20 protein-coding genes are annotated in these 20,126 nt (G+C 52.0%); 15 read left to right on the top strand and 5 right to left on the bottom strand.

What is annotated here, in order from left to right:
• The first annotated feature begins 76 nt into the window (after nt 1-76).
• The gene (locus tag HG66A1_RS31245; RefSeq protein ID WP_145193426.1) at nt 77-1,444 is read left to right on the top strand and encodes a PQQ-binding-like beta-propeller repeat protein; all 1,368 of its coding nucleotides are present in this window, start codon (nt 77-79) and stop codon (nt 1,442-1,444) included.
• 248 nt (nt 1,445-1,692) lie between these two features.
• Nucleotides 1,693-2,793 carry a hypothetical protein gene (locus HG66A1_RS31240; RefSeq protein ID WP_145193423.1) on the top strand — a complete coding sequence of 367 codons (1,101 nt, stop codon included), beginning with the start codon at nt 1,693-1,695 and terminating at the stop codon, nt 2,791-2,793.
• A 123-nt stretch (nt 2,794-2,916) separates the two neighbouring features.
• Here the strand turns inward: HG66A1_RS31240 and HG66A1_RS31235 are convergent, their stop codons facing one another.
• Nucleotides 2,917-3,291, bottom strand: a complete 375-nt coding sequence (locus HG66A1_RS31235) for a hypothetical protein (protein ID WP_145193421.1) — start codon at nt 3,289-3,291, stop codon at nt 2,917-2,919.
• Nucleotides 3,292-3,852: 561 nt separating this feature from the next.
• Between HG66A1_RS31235 and HG66A1_RS31230 the strand changes: the two genes are divergently transcribed.
• The 5 genes from HG66A1_RS31230 to HG66A1_RS31210 all read left to right on the top strand — a co-directional run bounded on the left by HG66A1_RS31230 (nt 3,853) and on the right by HG66A1_RS31210 (nt 7,775).
• Nucleotides 3,853-4,683, top strand: coding sequence for a hypothetical protein (locus tag HG66A1_RS31230; RefSeq protein WP_145193419.1), 831 nt, complete (start codon nt 3,853-3,855; stop codon nt 4,681-4,683).
• Between the two features lie 214 nt (nt 4,684-4,897).
• On the top strand, nt 4,898-5,809 hold the full coding sequence (locus HG66A1_RS31225; RefSeq protein WP_145193417.1) for a formylglycine-generating enzyme family protein: 912 nt from the start codon (nt 4,898-4,900) through the stop codon (nt 5,807-5,809).
• A 180-nt stretch (nt 5,810-5,989) separates the two neighbouring features.
• Nucleotides 5,990-6,457, top strand: coding sequence for a hypothetical protein (locus tag HG66A1_RS31220; RefSeq protein ID WP_145193415.1), 468 nt, complete (start codon nt 5,990-5,992; stop codon nt 6,455-6,457).
• A gap of 64 nt (nt 6,458-6,521) precedes the next feature.
• The gene (locus tag HG66A1_RS31215; protein WP_145193413.1) at nt 6,522-7,316 is read left to right on the top strand and encodes a hypothetical protein; all 795 of its coding nucleotides are present in this window, start codon (nt 6,522-6,524) and stop codon (nt 7,314-7,316) included.
• A 66-nt stretch (nt 7,317-7,382) separates the two neighbouring features.
• Entirely contained in the window at nt 7,383-7,775 is a 393-nt protein-coding gene (locus HG66A1_RS31210) for a hypothetical protein (RefSeq protein ID WP_145193411.1), read from the top strand.
• Nucleotides 7,776-7,833: 58 nt separating this feature from the next.
• Here the strand turns inward: HG66A1_RS31210 and HG66A1_RS31205 are convergent, their stop codons facing one another.
• Entirely contained in the window at nt 7,834-8,382 is a 549-nt protein-coding gene (locus HG66A1_RS31205) for a hypothetical protein (RefSeq protein ID WP_145193408.1), read from the bottom strand.
• 162 nt (nt 8,383-8,544) lie between these two features.
• On the opposite strand from HG66A1_RS31205, the gene HG66A1_RS31200 reads away from it, so the two are divergent.
• The 3 genes from HG66A1_RS31200 (at nt 8,545) to HG66A1_RS31190 (ending at nt 12,849) form a co-directional block, all read left to right on the top strand.
• Entirely contained in the window at nt 8,545-9,912 is a 1,368-nt protein-coding gene (locus HG66A1_RS31200; RefSeq protein ID WP_145193406.1) for a hypothetical protein, read from the top strand.
• A gap of 185 nt (nt 9,913-10,097) precedes the next feature.
• Entirely contained in the window at nt 10,098-11,465 is a 1,368-nt protein-coding gene (locus HG66A1_RS31195) for a hypothetical protein (protein ID WP_145193404.1), read from the top strand.
• A gap of 169 nt (nt 11,466-11,634) precedes the next feature.
• A complete protein-coding gene (locus HG66A1_RS31190) occupies nt 11,635-12,849 on the top strand; it encodes a cofactor-independent phosphoglycerate mutase (protein ID WP_145193401.1) in 1,215 nt (404 codons plus the stop codon).
• 75 nt (nt 12,850-12,924) lie between these two features.
• On the opposite strand, the gene HG66A1_RS31185 is transcribed toward HG66A1_RS31190, so the two are convergent.
• Nucleotides 12,925-13,350, bottom strand: a complete 426-nt coding sequence (locus HG66A1_RS31185) for a bacterioferritin (RefSeq protein WP_145193399.1) — start codon at nt 13,348-13,350, stop codon at nt 12,925-12,927.
• 408 nt (nt 13,351-13,758) lie between these two features.
• Here HG66A1_RS31185 and HG66A1_RS31180 point away from each other — a divergent pair, with 408 nt between their 5' ends.
• A complete protein-coding gene (locus HG66A1_RS31180; protein WP_145193397.1) occupies nt 13,759-14,118 on the top strand; it encodes a co-chaperone GroES in 360 nt (119 codons plus the stop codon).
• 31 nt (nt 14,119-14,149) lie between these two features.
• Here the strand turns inward: HG66A1_RS31180 and HG66A1_RS31175 are convergent, their stop codons facing one another.
• Together HG66A1_RS31175 and eboE are read right to left on the bottom strand one after the other, a co-directional pair.
• Complete coding sequence (locus HG66A1_RS31175; RefSeq protein WP_145193395.1) at nt 14,150-15,247, bottom strand: XdhC family protein; 1,098 nt, start codon at nt 15,245-15,247, stop codon at nt 14,150-14,152.
• A gap of 19 nt (nt 15,248-15,266) precedes the next feature.
• Complete coding sequence (gene eboE / locus HG66A1_RS31170; protein WP_145193393.1) at nt 15,267-16,433, bottom strand: metabolite traffic protein EboE; 1,167 nt, start codon at nt 16,431-16,433, stop codon at nt 15,267-15,269.
• Nucleotides 16,434-16,820: 387 nt separating this feature from the next.
• Between eboE and HG66A1_RS31165 the strand changes: the two genes are divergently transcribed.
• From HG66A1_RS31165 to HG66A1_RS31150, 4 genes are all read left to right on the top strand, one after another.
• Nucleotides 16,821-17,381: an RNA polymerase sigma factor gene (locus tag HG66A1_RS31165; protein WP_145193391.1), complete on the top strand. Its 561-nt coding sequence runs from the start codon at nt 16,821-16,823 to the stop codon at nt 17,379-17,381.
• A gap of 8 nt (nt 17,382-17,389) precedes the next feature.
• On the top strand, nt 17,390-17,911 hold the full coding sequence (locus HG66A1_RS31160) for an anti-sigma factor family protein (protein WP_145193389.1): 522 nt from the start codon (nt 17,390-17,392) through the stop codon (nt 17,909-17,911).
• Nucleotides 17,892-19,220, top strand: coding sequence for a hypothetical protein (locus tag HG66A1_RS31155; protein ID WP_145193387.1), 1,329 nt, complete (start codon nt 17,892-17,894; stop codon nt 19,218-19,220). The genes HG66A1_RS31160 and HG66A1_RS31155 overlap by 20 nt, the downstream gene beginning before the upstream one ends.
• A gap of 129 nt (nt 19,221-19,349) precedes the next feature.
• Nucleotides 19,350-20,084, top strand: coding sequence for a hypothetical protein (locus HG66A1_RS31150; protein ID WP_145193385.1), 735 nt, complete (start codon nt 19,350-19,352; stop codon nt 20,082-20,084).
• The last annotated feature ends 42 nt before the right edge of the window (nt 20,085-20,126 follow it).

Genomic DNA, 20,126 nt, shown 5'->3' with positions numbered 1-20,126 from the left:
TAAGTCAGATAATTTCTCGTATGGTTCTCAATGATTCATAGCAGCTGTTTGTGTTATGGATGTCAGGAAGAGTTTTATGCATTTCACTTATCAACTTACCGTGCTGTTCGTCGTGCTGGCCGTGGGTCAAACGTGCCTGGCTGAAAACTACCCTCAGTTCCGCGGTGCGAATTCCAATGCGGTGTCCGCGAAACCGCTGCCCGTCAACTGGTCGGATGCTGCGGGAGAACAAACCAATATCCGCTGGAAGAAGCCGCTTGAGGGTGAAGGCTGGTCGCAGCCGATTGTCTGGGAGAACCGCGTTTACATGACGGCTGCGGTGCCTGCGAATCCTGCTAAGAAGAACATTGCCCGGCCGGAATCCAACAGAGGTGGCTACGGCCGCGATCGTAACGATCTGGTCAACGTGCTGTTTCAATACCAGGTGGTCTGTCTGGATGCTGCCACTGGTGAGCAGATCTGGAAGAAGACGGTGAAAGAAGGCAAGCCGCCGATGCCGCGGCACAGCACCAATACCTATGCCACGGAAACGCCGGTGACAGACGGGAAACGGATTTACGCGTACTTCGGCATGAACGGCGTGTATTGTCTCGACCTGAAAGGCGACGTGTTGTGGCAGAAAGATCTGGGTGTGTATGAGATGCGGGCCGGCTGGGGCACATCGAGCTCACCGGTGCTCTTCGAAGATCGGCTGTTTATTCAGGTTGATAACCAGGAGCAGTCGTTCCTCGTCGCCCTGGATACGAAAACCGGAGACGAAATCTGGAAGGTCAACCGCGAGGAAAAGTCGCAATACAGCAGCCCCATGATCTGGAAGAATTCATTGCGGAATGAACTGATTGTGGGAGGCACGGTCTATCGCTCCTACGATCCGGCGACCGGAAAGTTGCTCTGGACGCTGGATATGAATAAAGGGCGTTCGTCGGCGACCCCCGTTGCGGTGGGCGATCGACTGATCATCGGGAACGAACTGCGCAATCGGGGCGGCGATGATGACGGCGGCGGACGGCTCTACTCTGTCAAACCGGGTGGCACGGGCGATATCACTCCGCCGGGCGACGGCAAACAGGGCGCGTTCGTGGAGTGGCGGATGGACGGCTCGGGCATTCAAATGGCGTCGCCGACTTATTTGGCTGGCAACCTGTATTTCTTCGAACGCCGCCGGGGCATCATTCGTTGTGTCGATATGGAAACGGGGCGACTGGAATACGAGAGCCGCGTCCCGGGTGCCCGCGCGTTCTGGTCGTCGCCCTGGACCGATGGCAAACACCTGTTCGCGCTGGATTCCAATGGCAACACGCATGTCATCGCGGCTGGTGACGAACTGCAGGTGGTGGCCGTGAATAAGCTCGACCAGCAAGCCTGGGGTACGCCCGCGATCGCCGACGGCAGCATCTTTATCCGCACGGTCGACAACCTGTATCGGATTGATGCGGGGCGGTGAATGGGGGGCAGGTCGCCCGCTTTAATCTTGGGTAAAATCGTGTAGTGTCCGATTCTCGTTCCATTGACGTGAATGCACCGCGCCTGTTCAGCTGAAAATGGATTTCCAGTGGCGCTCTGTTTCACACCATGCAAAATCTGGCCGGGCAAGTAGAAAACATTCGCCGTCTCTGATAAAATCCGGGCCACGTGCGAAATGAATAGCGCTATCCGTCGGGTCTTTATCATATCAACAGGAAAGTACGAGCGGTGAATATAGCTCACGCGATTTTTGGCTTCTGGTTCACCTATGTCGTCGGCGTCTGGATTTGCTGGGGGCTGTACGGCTCCCGGTTCGGCAGAGCCACCGGGGCGTTGCAGGGCAACAACTGGATGGCCGCCATCGGAGTCGGCATCTCCTACCTGCTGGTGGCCTGGCTGCTGGTGCGGTACGTCGTATTGCCAATCTTGAAACAGAAAGGCATCGACGACGGAGATTTCACGCCGAAAGGGAACCGGATCGGACGGATCGCCGGTCTGTTCGTTGCCAGTGGCGCGGTGACACTTTCCTATGCTTTGAAGTACTGTCCCAGCGGACACGGCCAGGTGATGCCGCTTGTGTTCTGCGGGGTTCCCCTGGTGAGTATCCTCTACGCGCTCATCACGAAGCCTCCGACCAGGGAGAGCTGGCCGGTGAAATACAAGGCGCTCTTCGCGATCGGTTTCATTCTGCTGCTGGTCTTCGGCTGGCACATGATCGGTCTTAAAGAAATCGCCGCCACGGGACATCACGGGTCCGCGGCGCCGAACCAGGCCTGGAAAATCGCAACTGCCTGGACGGTCCTCAGCTGGGGGCTTTACGTCGCGCTGATCCATTCCGGCAGCGTGGCGATGAAAGGCCAGAACAAGTTGTGCAAGAGCCTGCGAGCGCTCACGCATGTCGGCGAAGGCTACTTCCTGGTTGCCGTGGTGGCGCTGGGAATCTATGTGCTGTTTCTGAGCGGTGCGCCGGTCAGCGAGCAGTTTTCTGTGGACGGATGTGTGAAAGCCCTTATCGCGGGGCTGTTCGGCGTCGGCGGTAACCTGTGTATCATCCTGGCGATCAACCGCCTGGGGCCCACCGGACCGCTGACCGTGCCTCCGCTGGTCTTCTCAGGAACGCCCGCTGTCAACACGCTCGTCTTTCTGATGCCGATTTTCTCCGCCAACAACTGGTCGGCCCCGGAAGGTTTCCCACTCGGTCAGCTGATCACGACGATTCTGATCGGAGCCTGCGGCGTGGTTCTGGTGACCCGCTTCAAGCCCAATCCCCCCGCCCCCGCTGCTGCCGCAGCAACACCGGCGGCCGTCCCTGCAACGGAAACGCATTAGATCTCCGTTGCGTGGCGCAACATCCTGCGGCTGGCGAACTGCAGGCGGACCTCTTTTTAATTCATGAAGGTATAGAAACAGGCAGTGATCTATTCTCTCGCTGCCTGTTTCTGGTTGATTCTTCTAGTGAGGAGCTTCAATCGGGCGTCCCGTGGGAATCGCATCAATCAGAGCAACATCAATGCGATCAGTTGGCCAGCGAAAGTTGTACCGATCCATTAATTGAGGTGAGGGGACATGTCGTTTCATGCCGCCATCAATCAGATAGACCTCGGCACGTCCTTTTCCCTGCGCGAGGATTGCACCATCAGAAATCGGTGATCCGGTCTGAATCTCATCGATATCCAGGTCTTGTGTAAAAGACCAGTCACGAAACAGATTGTCAAAGGTAGATGGGTTAGGGATGTGTCGTTTACAGCCCTCGTCGATCAGATAAATTGCAGGATTTCCCGGCAGTTGGACTCGCAAGCCATTCAAATCATTACGTACGTCAGGCATCAGCGCATCTCCTTTGAATTGGAAAATAGAATTAGGGGATTCAGGCTTGGAAAACAGGCATATATTTGAGGAACGTCAACCCTACTCAGAAGAAAGAAATTAAACGCAGCTGGAAACTCCAGAGGGTTCGGCTTCTGTGAATACCAGTACTGCGAGAGGTCTTTTGGGGTATCGAATTTCAATTTCCAGGTAGATACCTGTGCTTCCAATCTGTATACCGTAAAATTGAATTGGCTCTGATCAACAAAATTCAAAGTGTCTTCGATTTATCCTGATTTCATGATTTGCGGCATTTTTAAATCTCCCTGTTTAGCTCTCTATCAGGATCTAAAAATGGGGATTGTGTTCTGTTTCTGTCTGCGGTTTTAAGCGTCCACCTGCTACAAAATGTCCAAGAAAAGCCGGGTTAATTATGTCTGAAAAAAAGATTCAGCTTATACAACATGAGGGATGTGAGGGATCCGCGTATCTTAGACTGTTAGATTTTCCAGCAGAGATTCCCCTCGGAGAAATTACTGCCCCCTTTTCTGTCCATAGACAGTAAAAAAGAACCATTCTTAAATGTCTGCTACAAATATTAAAAATCGAATTTCTGACCTCAGAGAGTACATTGAGCAAATGCAGCTTCCCATCGAGGAAGATATGCATGAGTATGTACTACAGGTGCGAAGCCCGGGTGAGGTTGATCAGATAAAACCATTCGAAGCAAATGTTGCATCTTCATTCAGCGTTATTTTCGAGGAATCGTTTTATGCTGCAATTTCAGTAATCCCGGACGCGATTGAAGCTGGAATGGAGCAGGCAGCGATACGTTATGAGATCTGGCGAGATCTCTTCCAGTTTTTTTATATCAATGATGAAATTGAGGAAGAAGAAAAATGCAAGGACAGTGAGATTGTTAGCCGGACACTGTCTATTTATTGTGATTTGTTTTGGAATGCAGTCTCCCAATATTCTCCTGGACTTTCGATTCCTGAAGAGGGAGAAATCAAGCTCAATGCAACCTTTCCAGAGCTCTTGCCTGACGTCATCCTCTACTGTATGCAAGAGGCGATCGGAGGAGAGCTGGCAATCCTGACATGTTTCCATTACCTCGCAAATAATTGGCTCTACCGCATTGTAAGCCCTGAACAAAGTGCGAATGTAATCGAATTCCTGATACGTGTCTTATTTGCGAGACACTCTGACGAATTAAAGAGAACAGGCATCTATTACAATGGAAAGTCGTGGTGTGCAGCAACCGACGAACAGCTGATTCGCGGGCATATCGAAATGGCAAGGTCACTTTTGGTCGAAAAGGGCTGTCAGAATCATTTGAAGTACTTAGAGAAGGTGCTTCAATCAAAGGCATATAAAAAAATCTGGCAATCCGGCTTCACATCAGAATCGTAATCAGGTTTCGGACAGAGGCACTTACAGGGACAGCAGGATGTGTCAGTGAGTTGTTTCCTTCTTATAGAACGAGATTAAAAGATGAAAATCTATGTAGGATATTCATTAGATAAATCGGGTAGAAAAAGGTGTCAGGAACCGTTTATAGATTTGTGTCTATAAAGGTTCCTGACACCTTTTATGGTCCTTATCATTTTAAATACCGGGATGCATCATGACTTCTGAAAATCTGGAATTCGCGCGTCTGAAGATCCCATTTGACCACGGAGTGGCTTTTTCCGCACAGGAAGAATGGGCGCAGGGATGTCATGTTCCGCTGCACGCGACGAATTCACTGGGCATAGAGTTCATACTAATTCCGCCGGGCGAATTTCTCTGTGGTGGTTCTGATGAGATCAACCAGGAATTAGAACGTCAGGGGCTGTCAAAAATCGAGGAGCCGAGGTTCGATTGTATTTTGACGAAACCAATGTATGTTGGGATTCACCGAGTAACACAGGAGCAGTATTGGAAACTCATGGGAGTGAATCCAAGCCATTATGCAGAGTCAGGATGTCTTGCTTCACACATCGAGGGATTTGATACGAGATCGTTTCCAGTCGAAGGTGTTAGCTGGTACGATTGCATCGAGGCCTGCAACAACATGAGCGAACGCGAGGGGCTGCCTGCTTATTATCGATTTGGTGAATATTTATTCAGGGAATCAAATGGGAGCATTTACGAAGCCGATGCCGAAATTATCGGAGGTCCAGGCTACCGTTTATTGACCAGTGCAGAATGGGAATGGGTTGCCCGGGCGGGAACGACAACAGTTTATTTTTACGGAAATGAGAGGCGCCGCCCCGACTGGAAGATCAATATTGGACGGCCCTGGCCGGTTGGTTCTGAGCTACCAAACAATTTCGGGGTCTATGACTTGGATATGTTTAGCAACGAGTGGGTATTTGATGCTTATTCTTATGATGAGGAGGTTCAAGGACGACTGATCGATCCCGTCGACCTGATCAATATCGATAACGAACGTGTTGCTCGCGGGTATGATAGTTTTCATAGAAGTATGGCAATCGCAGGAGCGGCTGAATCACGTAACTTTCGTTTTTGTCGGACCATTGAAGTCCATGGATAGCTCCCCCCTTTCGCATGCATTTTCTCTAGGTGACTTCTCTTCACCCAGAGGGAGCTACAGCGGATGCGATTGGGAGATTAAAAAGGGTAGAAAAAGGTGTCAGGAACCGTTTATAGATTTGTGTCTACAAAAGGTTCCTTCCATCTTTTATGGCCCCTTTTTTCTCTGAAGGGCTCCGCGATGGCCTTTGAATTAAGCGTTTGTTGCGGTCGAACAGTTCCGGACAACCTGCGGGAACTATGGCCAGCGCTCCTGATACCACATGGCATCGATTGCGAAATATATCCTGACTTCTCCCCAGAAGGCTGGAGCGGCGGTTTCCTGCCATTCAAGGTGATTTCGATACCTGCTGAATTGATTGATGCGGCTTTGTTGTCACCTGCCATTTCTGGCTTTGAAGTTGATATTGAAGGGCAGCACATTTTTTTTCGCTCAGCCATGGGACGAACTGCTACCGAGTTCGCTCTGTTATGTCTTTGTGCCGCAGAACTTGCCATCCATACTGATGGCGAATACCACGATCCCCAGGCTGGAGAAACTTATCATGGTGACGCGGTTCGAGATGCAGCACTCTCTGAGATCAAGGACACACTTGAGTATGAGGGTATCGTCTCAAGAACTCAGTATCCATTTGAAGGCTGGGATTAGATGACAGTGCCATTCGTTCCTGACTCCTTTAATGCGACTGATGAGTAATATGGGGAAGAATTACATGCACGCTCGATACAAATATTTTACAAGTTTGATGCTGATGCTGTTTTGCTTCTGTCAGAGGGGGATGGCCGCTGACAGGCATGTACTGGCTGCACCCTATTTTCTACCAGGAGATGCATATTTTCACACAGCCATTTCTGAGAAGGTGTTGAAACAATTAAGTGATGACCCTGACCATCCTTTTGAATATGGACGCATCAACTGGCAACGCCAGCACGCGGGGTACTATTCCCTTTCTTTAGGAAAACAAAATCGAAACCTGGCAAAGAAAATCAAAGCTGCATACTACAGCATTCGACATAACCTGGTACCACTTCAGTTAGAGGTCTGGGGGAGATCTCCTAATACTGTCGCCGATCATCCACTTGATAGAAAAACAGAATTTATAGAAATCAATCGATTGAGTTTGTTCTTTGTGAATGAGAACTTCGATTGGAAAAAGAATCGCTTCCCTCTCAAATACAATGAAGACTGGTATAAACAACTGTCAAATTTTGGGTTCCCGAATGGGGACTATGGAGCACTGGTTAGTACTCCTGATGCGATTCTGGAATCCTGGCGTTTGAGTACATCGATTTCCCCACTGTCCGTAGAACTGCCAGAGGTACCGATTATAGAGAAGCAGGCAATCAAAGTGCCGATGGTTGCTAAAGGGCGCCTCAAAGCTCTCATGTTGATCGATACCAGGTACAAGAAATACTTTAAACGCAAGGATCGTCAGGAACTGTTTGAAATCACGAATGAGATGATTACGCCATACATTGCAGAAGAAGGGATGTGGAAAGAAATCTAATTCAACTGGCTGATTTTGACTTTACTTCTTATTCCCTGCAGGCTGGGTGATAATGAATGGTGTACCATGACGAAGCACGAATTGTACGTTGAGTTATGCAAGTCCGTACTTGATAAGAAATCCAGCGAAACCGATGCGCTGGCTTGTATGATTATCTTGCACACCTATTGCTTTCAGAAAAAACACAGCATTGCCGTTGATGATGCTGGCGAACAGGGCCAGGCAGGGAAGGTGTGTGTTTTGATGGCAATTACCAGAAGACATGCAGCTGAAGTCATTTCAGAAGTAATGACCGATTATGGTAAAAACCTAACTGATGGGTACTTGTATCATGAGTACGGTGTGAGAACGCCCTTTGAATCAGTTGATGATATTTCAGGCGATTGGCTGGCGTTGACTCAGACAATGGTAGAAAAAATGAAAGGCACGCTGGTAGACGATTTATGGCCGGAAGATTAGAGATAGAACAGGGAGCGTCTGAAAACGGTTCCTGACACCTTTTATGTGCTCTAGTTTTCTATTTGGTCACCATCTTTTTAGTAACTCTCGTAATACTGAGAAATTGAGAATACCTAAGTGGGAATTGAGTAAGAATTTGGTCCGTATCATCAGAAATATCTGGTTTAACTACCTTAGACCACAATTGATTTTTAGGAGGAAGATTTTCTGCTAAGTATCTATCCTCTAATTGAACAATATCAAAATCATCTTCAACTTCACTGAACGCAAGCGTATCCCTCAGTACTTCATGTGCTTTTTCTGGAATATAACGTGAATTTCCAATCAAATGATTCCAGATGAATGTATCAATGATAGCTATGATATCACGCTGATCTACAAGAATTTCATGTATATAGCAATCGATATGAATGTCAAAGAGTTTTGGATGATACTGCTCCAACCACACTACTTGATCATCACCGATTAATTGATAAAGAGTATTTTTAGCTTCAGATAGTTGTGCGTTATTTTTATCGAAACCGCGATCTCGGTGAATTGGTCCATCGAACTTCGTAAGATTATAGCCTTGTAAGGTCCGATAAATATTTTTTGAAATCAAACCCATCGAGAATAATCCTAAACTCAAACTAGTGATTTATTTGGGAATGGTACTTATTGAGTTAAAAGAAAGCATAAGATGAAAGTCACGTAATAGTATCCTCTGTTTTCTTAAAGCGGTTGAATTCAACGTTTAACTTATCGTGTTTTGACGAAGAAAGCTTTAATTGTGGATAAACCATCGTCAGTTGAAAGAACCACAAAATTTGAAGAGAGGCTCACTCCACCTTGTGAGTATGATCTATTGACAGGGCTGATAGAGTTCTGGTCTGGAGCGACGACTCTTTCTAGAGATGAAATATCGATATCTGGAATTGGGAAAATATTATTTGAAATAGCTCCAAAGCCAGGTGTGATTTTTGAATTTGAAATTAATGAGAAACCAAATCAAGCTGAGATACATAACGTATTTAATAACACCGAGGAAGCGGGGATTTATGAAATGTCCTGTGGTGACCCTGTTGGTGCTATGTCTGTGAATGTAACAGCAATCAATAAAAATAAGACGAGAACATTTTTTTCGGGACATGTTGTTGATCATATCGAATCTGATTCGCTCTTCGATTCAATAAAGTATTTGGTAATCAATGGCCCAGGCTTACATGGGAAATTTATTCAAGGCAGTAACTCTATCTACAAAGGAAGGACTGAAACAAAAATTGATGGCTTTGAAATAGTGATTGATCAACTCAGTGATAAGAAGAAAAATGTTAGATCTCCATTTGTTTTTACACATGTTATCGAAGTTAAATTTAAGAATATTGGTTCGAATCCTGACATTGATCTGATTGATTCAATCTTACATAAAACTCTTTCTTTTATGTGCGGACGTTGGGTGGGCTTGGTTGGTCCGTGGGGCTATTCAGAAACAGGAAATTTAAATCGAGTTTTCCCTCGAGTGACTATGGCCAGTATGAATCCACCAGGATTATCCTGGTACTATTCTATGGTAAAAGGAACTTTTGAGGAGCTGTTTCGCTGTTTGTACCACGCGTACAACGACCCAAAGAGATATGAAGTATTAACTACTGGAATCGGTTGGTACATTGAAGCTGAGCAGAGTGCTGGTCTGATCGATGGGTCGATAGTGTTACAGCAAGCAGCTTTAGAGACACTAGCGTGGTTTGAGGTGGTTGAACAACGCGGATTATGTAGTGTAAATGGCTTTAAGGCATTGCCAGCATCGGACAAGATTCGACTATTGTTGTCACTCTATTCAATCCCAACAAGTCTGCCGGCAAAGAGTATTGAGCTAAACGCATATGCTAAAGAATTTAACTTGGATGATTTAATTTGTGTGCTTGTGGATGTTCGAAATGCTCTAGTTCATGGAATGCCTAAAAAAGTAGAGAAACTGCTTTCTCGGCCTACAGGCTCAAATGAGCGAATCGATTTGTGGTACCAGATTAATGGTTTACTGGCTCAAGCTATTCTTGCAACTGCTGGCTATCAAGGAAAGATAATCTGTCGCAGTCTTGATGTAGAATTCATTCAATCAGCAATAAAAGATGTACCATGGAAGAGGAACGAATCTTAAAAATATTTCGGCCAATTTAAGGAAGTCTGGTTCAATCCGAACCTCACCTGTTGAGCCCACCTCCCAAATAATTCCCGCACAAAAATTCCCACCCTCCCCAAAAACAGGTGGAGAGATCTAGATGATCTGATACGATAGAGGGACTGATTCTCGCCTCGCTTGTTCCCACCACAGGAGTCTTCCCTATGTCCGTTGCGAACCTGCCGCACCCTTTGTCTGAATCGCTCTCCCGCCGTGATCTGTTGAAACTGGGAGCCGCCGCCCTGGCGGGGACCGCGGGACTCAACTGGTTGAATCCGGGGCAGGCTGCCGCCGGAACGAAACGACCGCAGGTCGCTGCCATTTATACGCAGTGCTTTTATCTGTCGCACGCCTATCACATTCTGCATCCGTTCCTGGGACCTTACCTGTTTAATGGAAAACTGCTTGAGCCGCAGTGCGATGTGATTTCCTTCTACGGCGATCAGTTTACCGACCGCGATCTCTCCCGCGGCATCGCGAAGCAGTTCGACATTCCCATTTACAAAACGATCCCTGAAGCGCTCTGTAACGGCGGCGATGAACTGGCGGTCGACGCCGTGCTGTCGATTGGCGAGCACGGCGACTATCCCGATACGAAGTACGGGCAGACCAAGTATCCCCGCAAGCGGTTCTTCGATGCGATCGTCAAGGTCATGGAGCAGTCCGACCGCTTTGTGCCGGTCTTCAGTGACAAGCATTTTTCCTACCGCTGGGACTGGGCCCGCGAAATGTATGACACCTCGCGGAAGTACGGCTTCCCGATGATGGTCGGCAGTTCGGTGCCCCTCGCGGAGCGCACGATTCCGCTGGAGCTGCCTTACGGCACCGAGATCGAAGACGCCGTCTCCATTCACGGCGGGCCGATCGAGAAGTACGACATCCACGGCCTGGAAGTGCTGCAGTCGATGGTCGAGTTCCGCAAAGGGGGTGAGACCGGCATTTCAAGCGTGCAGTTCCTCAAGGGGGACGACCTGATCAAAGCGGGTAAGGAAGGCCGCTGGTCGATGAAGCTGGCCGAAGCCGCGATGCAGGCCGAGCTGGGCGATACGAAGCGGGGGCTGTTCGATCCGATCGGCAGTGAAGGGACGCGCGAACCGCACGGGATTCTGCTGGAGTATAAAGACGGCTTCCGGGCCACGATGCTGCGGATTGGCTCTAACGGGGTTCGCTGGAACTTCGCCTGTTCGATCAAAGGGGAGCCGGCGCCGAAAGCGACGACCTTCTTCCCCGGTCCCTGGGGCAACCGCAATCTGTTCCGCGCCTTCTCGCACGCGATTCAATATCTGTTCGTGAACAAGGAGGAACCTTATCCCTGTGAGCGGACCCTGCTGATGACGGGTGCCCTGGATGCCGCCATGCATTCCTGCTTTGAAAAGGGGTACGCGAAGATCAAAACGCCGGAACTCGAATTTTCCTATAAGCCGAAGGATTTCAACCAGTTCCGCGAAATGGGGAAATCGTGGGAGGTCATCACGGCGGAGATGGAACCTTACAAGGATTTCGTCGTTTCGGACCCTGCTCCGAAGGAGTAAGAAGCTTAAGAAAATCGTCATTCTGTCACAGGCACGTCTGATAAGAGTGGGTTCAAAAATTCGTGGCGTGGGTACCTTGCGGGCGGGCTGGAAATTCAGGATATTGAGGACCAGACAGGTCTATTTTGACTCCTTTTTCTATCCCGCCTGAGAGTAAGTGTCCCAAAACATGAAATATGTGCTCGTAATTCCCGATGGCTGTGCGGATGAACCGCAGGACGCATTAGGGGGCAAGACCCCGTTGCAGGCTGCCTTTCTGCCGCATATGGATGAAGTTGTGTCCGCAGGTATTCTGGGCCGGACCGACACGGTGCCGGCGTCGATGCCGTCGGGCAGCGATGTGGGGACGATGAGCCTGTTCGGCTACGATCCACTGGTCTTTCACACGGGACGGGCTCCGCTGGAAGCGGCCGCCCAGGGAATCGAGCTGGGTCCGCACGACTGGGCCATCCGCTGCAATTTCGTGACGATCGACAAAGGGAACATGGCCAGCTTCACCGCATCTCAGCTGCCCAACGAGGTCGGTGCGGAACTGATCAGCCTGTTACAGGAAGCGACCGCCGACGATCCGCAGTGGGAGTTTCACCAGGGGGTGAGCTACCGGAACCTGCTCGTCTACCGGGCCAAAGACGCCGACGATCAACCGTTCGATGGGGGAACATCGACGACTCCACCCCACGACCTGACCGATCAGCCGATCGCGCAGGACCTGCCGTCAGGCAAAGGGGGCGAGTTGCTGAATGATCTGATGGAACGCAGCAAGAAGCTGTTCAGCAAATCGAAGTTGAATCAGAAGCGGTCTGACGGCAATCCGCCGGCGACGCAGATCTGGCTCTGGGGCCAGGGGAGCCGCCCGGCTTTGACGCCGTTCCAGGAACAGTTCGGCAAGAGCGGCGCGGTGATTACCGCCGTCGACCTGTTACGTGGTCTGGGACGCCTGCTGGGCTGGGATGTGATTGAAGTCGAAGGGGCCACCGGCTACACCGACACCGATTACGCCGCCAAGGGACGTGCCGCGATTGAGACCCTGCAGAATACGGACTTCGTTGTGGTGCATGTGGAAGCGACCGACGAAGCCTCGCACGAAGGGGAAGTGCACGAGAAGATCAAGGCGCTGGAAAATATCGACCAGCACATTGTCGGGCCGGTGCACGAATATCTGCGGGAACAGGGCGACTATCGCATCCTGGTCTGCCCCGATCATCCGACGTTCCTCAGAACGAAAACGCACAGCCACGGGTATGTGCCCTTCGGCATTTGTGGAACCAAAGTGCGTCCCGATCAGTCCAACAAGTATGATGAAGTCAGCGCCGGGGCCAGCAACCTGCTGCTGCCTAAAGGTCATCAGCTGATGCCCTTTTTCTTCGGCACCCTGACCAACTGAGAGTCGACACAAAAAAACAGACCCGCCCGCAGTAACGCGGACGGGTCTGGATTTGAGACTCTGTCAGGGGCTGGCTTAGAGTGGCCAGTCCATGAGAATGCGTTCGACTTCTTCCGCGTGACCGCTTTCATCGCGGACCATGTCTTCCAGCTGAACGGCCATGCCTTTGTCGCCCAGTTCTTCGGCTTCTTTTGCCCGTTGGGTGTAGCCGGCGGTCGCTTCTTTTTCGGCAGCGAGGACTGCTTCGAGCATTTCGCGGTTGCTGTGTGCTGCTTTGACCTTGCCGGCAACGGTGGTCGGTTCGCCACCCAGGGCGACGATTTTATTCGCCAGGTACTGTGCATGTCCCAGTTCATCGGGGACTTCGGCCAGGTAGAATTGAGTCAGTTGCGGACGGTAAGGTCCGGTGGCCTTGGCGGCATAGGTGGTGTATTGGATGATGGCGGCCAGTTCGCTCGCCAGATCTTCATTCAGTTTCTCAATCATTGTCTGCTTATCCATGTCGGTCTCCTGAATATTAGTACGGGAAATTGTGAATACAGCTCCCAGAGTGTGAATCAGAGCGTATGTTACTTTCTTTATAGATGTACATTTTACATTATCAACCGGCGATGCAACAGGGACTCGGAAATTCGAGTGGTCAGTTCGCACTGGTGGCGGGTCTCTATCATAAATATTGGGGGATGTGCGTGTGAGGAATGGAGTTCGGACGCGGAATTCTTTCCCGCTTACAGGCAAATCGTGCGTATCCCGGGGCGGACACCTGATTTTCGGGGTTCTTTTCGGGGTGCAGATGGCCTATGATTAGAGGGCTGTCTGTGTTGCGATCTGGGGCAAAACTGCTTATTTTCGTAAAACTTCAGCGCCACAGGCGTTTATGAATTATTGATTTTAGACTGGGAGATATGAGTGTCAGACTGGGTTGAACCACTGGGAATGCGAATTCTCATCCGCAAAGATGAAAGTCGTCAGACGACCAAAGGGGGGATTGTGCTCCCCGACAAAGCGGAGATTCCAAACATCACCGGCCGGGTGGTGGAGATCAGCGTGCAGATTGCGCGGGACGATGATTTCCCGATCAAGAAGTACGACAAGGTCCTGTTTAACCCCAGCGAAGCGATCCCCGTCGATTTCGAACCGGACAACGTGCTCTACGTGGTGCCCATCGAAGATGTGGTGGCTGTCTTCCGTCGCGGCGATGCCAAAACCAACGAAATCCTCGAGGCCGAAGAGCAGGAATTCGAAGATCCCGACGACTGGGAAGAGTAACCGGCTGTCATGATGATGCCGACCTGAAGCTTCAGGCCGGATCGGGAGTTTTCAATTCTTCCACCAGGCTGGTCCGCTGATAGCCGGCGGGTACTTCATCCAGGTTGCGCCAGGCAACCAGTTCCGCGACGATACTGAGCGCAATTTCCGGGACCGTCTGTGAGCCGATCTCAAAACCGAGCGGTGCGTGAACGCGGGCGAGGGCATCGCGGGGTGTGCCCATGCGGATCAGGTCCTCGAAGATCAGTTTGACTTTGCGGCGGCTTCCGATCATACCGATATAGCGGGCGGGTGATTGCGCCACGTAACCCAGGGCCTCTTCATCGTGGTTGTGACCTCGGGTGACGATGATGATGAAGGTATCCCGATTGATGGGGAGGTCGGCCAGCGTGGTATCGAAGGTGCCGACGATCAGCTGTTTCGCGGAGGGGAAGCGTTCGGCGTTGCAGTATTCCTGGCGATCATCGACGGCGATGATTTCGAAATCGACATCGCTGGCCAGCTCGGCGACCTTCTGTCCCACATGACCACAGCCGATAACGATGAGCTGGCAGGTCTGGTGAAAGGTCAGATAGGCGATGCCCGCGTTGACATAAGGTCGGGGTCGATTCTGGATCGGTTTGAGACCGGCCTGTAGTTGTGCGGGGGGCTGGGGATTGCCTCGCGAAGCGACGATCTCGGCATCCGCGTTGATCAGAAAGCGATCGGTTTCGGCGATGCCTTCGGCCGATTCAGGGTTGAGGACGATGGCTTCAGTACAACCCTGGTCTGCGGCGAGTTGCTGCAGCATCGTGCGGAAGTATTGTAAGTCATCAGCATTGCGTACCGGATCGACGAGCACTTTCATGCGTCCGCCACAGATCAGGCCGTCATCCCAGCCGTAATCGTTGTCGAGCTGGAAGGTCATGATTTCCGGGGCATCCGAATCGAGCACACGGAGTGCGCGGCGTTTGACCTCGGCTTCCACACAACCGCCGCCGAGTGTTCCTACCTGGGAACCATCACTGAAAATCAGCATGGCAGCCCCGGGCTTTTGCGGGGTCGAGCCCCGGGTTTCTACCAGGCAGGTGTAGCAGACGGGTTTCTGCTGCTGGACGGCCTGTTCGAGTTCGAGTAATAGCTCACGCATGATAGTTGACTTCAGTTGATTAAAGCGAATCAATCAGTTTGCGGGCGGCCTGCAGTTCGCGCGTCAATCCGTCGACCAGCGATGGTTTCTGATCGCCGGGCAGGACTTCCCAGGTATAGGTTTCCACTTCGAGGTGCGGCGCGTAGTCGAGTTCCTTGACCGTGGCCAGTGCCTGTTTCAGTTCGCGGTGTGTGGTTCCCAGCGACCCCAGGGTCTGCGCGTCGACGGGCACGTGGAAGTGCACTCGCAGGCGTTCGGTTTCCTGCAGACGGGGATGCGGATCGAGCAGGAAGTCGCGGTCGAGGTCGGGGATGCGGAGCAGGTCGCCGTTCTTGAGGTTGATGATGGTCTGGTGCAGGTAGCGGGGCTCGGCGTAGTCTGCGAGCTGCGTGCGGCCTGCTTTGTTATTCCAGGGATCGTTGAGTTCGATGGCGTTGGAAATATGAATTTTGTTGATGCGGATTTCCGCGTGAGTGATCTGCCGGATCGAGCCGGGAATGTCTTCGAATTCGACGGCCTGGTGACAGATATCGTAGCAGGCCCCGATAAATTCGCGGACCACGCCCAGCAGCTGTTTGTCGGCGGCCCGTTCGTAGAGCCGTTCGAAATAGACGATCAGTTCGTGGGTGAATTCAATCACGCAGAACGGTTCGGGTTCGATGGCCAGGCGAATGGTGCGTCCGGTTTCGTCCTGAAGCTGTTTCAGAAAGACGGCCAGCTCAATCAGCTGGTCGACGCATTGTTGACTGAAGTCGCGGGGATGCTCGAAGCCTTTGAAGCCCAGGGGGACCGTGGAGATGCTGCCTTCGACTCCCTCGGGCAACAGTGCCGCCAGGACGCGGGCGCAGCCTTTGGTGTATTCCAGCCGTTCGGGCTCTGTCCAGTCGGGGAGGTAGACATTCTCTTTGACGCGTTCGCTGTGAAAATTGCCGTAGGGGAACGCGTTGAGCGTGTAGCAGGTCAGGTTGCGCTGCTGCAGCTGTTCGGCGAAGCGGGCGATGCCTTCTGGCTCTGAGAGGATTTCCTCGATCACCGGTTGCGCCAGCCAGAGACCGGCGGCCAGCGGGGATCCCAGCTGCTCTTGAATCGGCAGGGTAAATTCATCGAGTTTCTGCAGAATCTCCGCGGTTGTCAGGCCGGGATGCACGTTCGTGCAATAACTCAAAGGGAGCGAATTTAACGTCATGGACCGTCCTCGGCGGGTTCAGGGGACTGGCAGGAGGCGAGAAACCAGGTCAGAAAATCAGTCGGAAGACACTATGTTATCATAACCAGGCCACTGTGGGCGACTACCTGCTAAAATAAAATACGGCAGGGAATGCGGATCCGAAATGCAATTTTCATTCGGGAACAGCTTGTGTTCACTGCCGGGTTTAGCGACGATAACCGTTAGAATCGTGCAGCGAAACAGTTAAAAAGCGGGTTTCTCCCAAACTCTGAGAGAAACTTTGTGTTACGCTGTGTGTTTAATACACGTGGGGCAACTGGCCTCATAGAGGGGAGCCTGAAGTCAGCTGTGGTTACTACTGAGATCATGAATTCACCATACTTACGGGACCCTGACGTACAGCTGATGCTGCGCGCCAAGGGCGGCGATGAAGGTGCGTTCACTGAGCTGGTAGCAGCGTACCAGGACCGCATCGTCGGCATCTTTTGCCATTTGCTGGGCAATCAGGAGGCAGCAGAAGATCTGGCGCAGGAAGTGTTTCTGCGGATTTATCGATCACGCGACAAGTATGAGCCGAAGGCGAAATTTTCGACCTGGCTGTTTCGCATCGCCAACAACCTGGCCAGCAACTCCCGCCGCAACAAGGGACGCCGCAGAGAGGTGGCCCTCAATCCCCACGATTCCGGCCCGCTGGGAATGCGTCCGGAAGAGCAGCTGTTAATGGAAAAATCCGGGATGATGCCCTCGCGTCAGGTCGGACTGAAAGAGACCCAGGCGGTGGTCCGCCAGGCACTGGAAACTTTGAACGAACGACAACAGATGGCAGTGCTGTTACACAAATTTGAAGGGATGAGTTACGCCGACATCGGGACCGCGATGAAGCTGTCCGAGGCGGCGGTGAAATCATTACTGTCACGTGCCCGGGAAAACTTACGGGTGCAACTGGAAAAACATATCAACGGTTGAGACGTGCGATGAGCAAAGACATCACAGAACAGGAACTCGAGAAACTGGTGGCTTACCTCGATGGCGAGGTCAGCGAGCAGGAAGCGATCGAAGTCGAGCAGGCGCTCTCGAACGACGAGTCCACGCGTGAACGCGTCGATGGGCTGGAGCGCGCCTGGGAAATGCTGGATCGTCTGCCGATCTCCAGGGCGTCTGAGGAATTCACCGACAAAACCCTCTCGAGCATTCGCACCGTTCAACTGGAAGCCCAGGCCGCTGAAGATCAGCAGCCATCCGGTTTCGGCATGACGAAAAAGACACGGGCGCAACTCCGCAAAGTCGCGATCTCGGCCGGCTGGATCGCGGGGCTGGCCTGTTCGATTTTCCTGGGATATCTGATTACCAATCAGTGGGTGCCGGACGAATCCGATCCGCTGATCAGGGAGCTCTCGTTTATTGAGAATCTGGACACTTACTCGGAAGTGCAGAGTCTGGAATTCCTGGAAGAACTCACAAAGTCGGGGACCTTCGATGAAACCGCGCAGCAGTAAACCGCAGTCAGGCCGCACTGTCACCACCCGTTCCGGAGTTGACTCGGGAACAGGTCTGCTGACGTTGCGCGCCGGCGGACTGGCGCTGGCCCTGCTCTGTGCAGGGATGCTGCTGCTGGGGGCGGCGGGATCAGAAGAGACTGAGCAGGACAATCGCAAAAAAATCGAGTCGATGACTCCTGCAGAACGCGCGCAGCTCAAACGCAACTACGAGAAGTTCCAGAAGCTGTCTCCCGAGGAAAAAGCCCGCTACCGCAAAATTCATGAAGCCATTCAGGATCGCCCCGAGCTCAATCGCGTGATGCGGTGTTACGAGGACTGGGTCCGCACGCTCTCTCCCTGGGAACAGGAAGACCTGCGGAAAGCGGAGACCCCGGAAGAGCGCATGGCCCTCATCCGCAAGTTCCGCGCAGAGCGACAGAACAGTTCGCGCTGGCAACGTTATCGCAATTATTTCGAAGTCATGCGGATCTTGAAAATCGACAGCCGAACTCCCGGTATGTGGTTTATGACTCGGACTCAGCCCGTTTCCCCCGAGCTGTATCAGCAGGTGGTCGGAGTGATCGAAAAGAGCCTGCCTGAACCGGTGAAGTATCCGAAACCCAAATCAGAATTGACCGATTTTCAGAAGTCGCTGGCCGTGTTACGGGCAGCTGCACAGGTCAAGCAGCAGGACGGAAAGAAAGGTTCGGACTGGCCTCAGCCGGAAGTTGTCAACAGCGCGTTCGAGCTGATTGAAAAGGATAACTATCACTTCTTCCGCGAGGGAGGTTCTGATGAACTTCGCGGTGGGCCTGCTCGCTTACCGAATCTCAGGGACGACCAAAAGCGCGGACGGCTCATACTGTTTCTGGCGAAAGGGCTGATGAATCAGTTAATTTTGTCGGTTCGGGATCAATTGGACCAGATGTCCGTTTCCGAAAGTCAACTGCAGACGTTCTTTGAAGGACTGGATCGTAAGGACAAAGAGGATCTGTTGAAACATCCACCGGAAGAACTGCAGGAACGGTTGAAATTCATGTATCTGAGAGACAACCTGCCCAAAGAGGTCCGTCGAGAGCTGACAGAGCGCGCCCGGGAAGCACAGCAGGTGGCCATCGACCTGGCGCGTGGTGGTGACAAAAGTGCTTTGGATGGTTCGGGGCGTCAACGCAATGGTGGTGTACGCGGCGGTCGCTTTCTGAATCCCAATGGTCGCCGACCAAATGGTCCCGGCGGGCGGGGAGAGCGCAGCCGGGAGGATGAGCCGGGGGACCGGAAACCGGGAGCTGAGCGTCCACGTCCCCGCGATCGCCAGCCTGATGCTTGAAAAACGTCTGCTGATCCTGTCTGATAGATTCTGAAACTGAATCAGGATTTTCGAACTCATCCGGTACGTCTGGTGCATTTCTGGTGCTGACCGCCTGCCGGAGACTTTCACAGAGACAGGAGTATTTTCATGTTGCGTTCCCTCCTTATCACCAGCCTGGCTTGTGGACTGCTGCCGATTTCCGGCGCATGCCTGACTGCGGTCGAGGCGAAAGAGCCGGCTCCACTGAAGACATTTGAGAAAGATCAGATCCCGCAAAGCATGCAGGGGCTGCCTTTACTGTTTCATGAGAACTTCCAGTCGGGCAGTTCCGATCACTGGCTGCCTACAGACGACAAAGCCTGGAAGATGATCAAGCAGGGGGACAACCATGTCTTCAGCCTGTTCAAGAAACGCAGCAAGTTCGAGCCGCCGGTCCGTTCGCCTTACAACCGGGCCCTGCTGAAGGGCATCAAGGTCAGCGATTTCGTCTTTGATGTCAAGCTGCAGTCGACTATTCCCGATTACGGACACCGGGACCTCTGCCTGTTTTTCGATTACCAGGACGATGCCCATTTCTATTACGTGCATCTCGGTAAGAAGACCGACGACCACGCCAACCAGATCTTCATCGTCAACGACAAACCCCGCACCAAGATCTCAACTAAAACAACTCCGGGGACCGACTGGGACGACGAATGGCATCACGCCCGCATCGTCCGCGATTCTAAAACGGGTTCGATCAAAGTCTATTTCGACAACATGGAAGAACCGGTGATGACAGCAACCGACAAGACCTTCCTGACCGGACAGGTGGGCATCGGTTCGTTCGACGATACCGGCAACTTCGATGAAATCCTGCTGTTCGGCAACAAAGCGAAGTAGGCACTCATTCCAGGCAGCGACGGTTCGTGAAAGCGGGCGGAC

This window comes from Gimesia chilikensis (assembly GCF_007744075.1).
GTDB lineage: Bacteria > Planctomycetota > Planctomycetia > Planctomycetales > Planctomycetaceae > Gimesia > Gimesia chilikensis_A.
Note: the sequence above shows the minus strand (reverse complement) of the source record. Positions and strands in the feature narration are given on the sequence as shown.

What these genes read in the sequence shown, in the direction of transcription:
- HG66A1_RS31245 (WP_145193426.1), top strand. Translation starts at nt 77, where the DNA reads ATGCATTTCACTTATCAACTTACCGTGCTGTTCGTCGTGCTGGCCGTG.
- HG66A1_RS31235 (WP_145193421.1), bottom strand. Translation starts at nt 3,291, where the DNA reads ATGCCTGACGTACGTAATGATTTGAATGGCTTGCGAGTCCAACTGCCG.
- HG66A1_RS31230 (WP_145193419.1), top strand. Translation starts at nt 3,853, where the DNA reads ATGTCTGCTACAAATATTAAAAATCGAATTTCTGACCTCAGAGAGTAC.
- HG66A1_RS31225 (WP_145193417.1), top strand. Translation starts at nt 4,898, where the DNA reads ATGACTTCTGAAAATCTGGAATTCGCGCGTCTGAAGATCCCATTTGAC.
- HG66A1_RS31220 (WP_145193415.1), top strand. Translation starts at nt 5,990, where the DNA reads ATGGCCTTTGAATTAAGCGTTTGTTGCGGTCGAACAGTTCCGGACAAC.
- HG66A1_RS31215 (WP_145193413.1), top strand. Translation starts at nt 6,522, where the DNA reads ATGCACGCTCGATACAAATATTTTACAAGTTTGATGCTGATGCTGTTT.
- HG66A1_RS31210 (WP_145193411.1), top strand. Translation starts at nt 7,383, where the DNA reads ATGACGAAGCACGAATTGTACGTTGAGTTATGCAAGTCCGTACTTGAT.
- HG66A1_RS31205 (WP_145193408.1), bottom strand. Translation starts at nt 8,382, where the DNA reads ATGGGTTTGATTTCAAAAAATATTTATCGGACCTTACAAGGCTATAAT.
- HG66A1_RS31195 (WP_145193404.1), top strand. Translation starts at nt 10,098, where the DNA reads ATGTCCGTTGCGAACCTGCCGCACCCTTTGTCTGAATCGCTCTCCCGC.
- HG66A1_RS31190 (WP_145193401.1), top strand. Translation starts at nt 11,635, where the DNA reads ATGAAATATGTGCTCGTAATTCCCGATGGCTGTGCGGATGAACCGCAG.
- HG66A1_RS31185 (WP_145193399.1), bottom strand. Translation starts at nt 13,350, where the DNA reads ATGGATAAGCAGACAATGATTGAGAAACTGAATGAAGATCTGGCGAGC.
- HG66A1_RS31175 (WP_145193395.1), bottom strand. Translation starts at nt 15,247, where the DNA reads ATGCGTGAGCTATTACTCGAACTCGAACAGGCCGTCCAGCAGCAGAAA.
- eboE (WP_145193393.1), bottom strand. Translation starts at nt 16,433, where the DNA reads ATGACGTTAAATTCGCTCCCTTTGAGTTATTGCACGAACGTGCATCCC.
- HG66A1_RS31165 (WP_145193391.1), top strand. Translation starts at nt 16,821, where the DNA reads ATGCTGCGCGCCAAGGGCGGCGATGAAGGTGCGTTCACTGAGCTGGTA.
- HG66A1_RS31160 (WP_145193389.1), top strand. Translation starts at nt 17,390, where the DNA reads ATGAGCAAAGACATCACAGAACAGGAACTCGAGAAACTGGTGGCTTAC.
- HG66A1_RS31155 (WP_145193387.1), top strand. Translation starts at nt 17,892, where the DNA reads ATGAAACCGCGCAGCAGTAAACCGCAGTCAGGCCGCACTGTCACCACC.
- HG66A1_RS31150 (WP_145193385.1), top strand. Translation starts at nt 19,350, where the DNA reads ATGTTGCGTTCCCTCCTTATCACCAGCCTGGCTTGTGGACTGCTGCCG.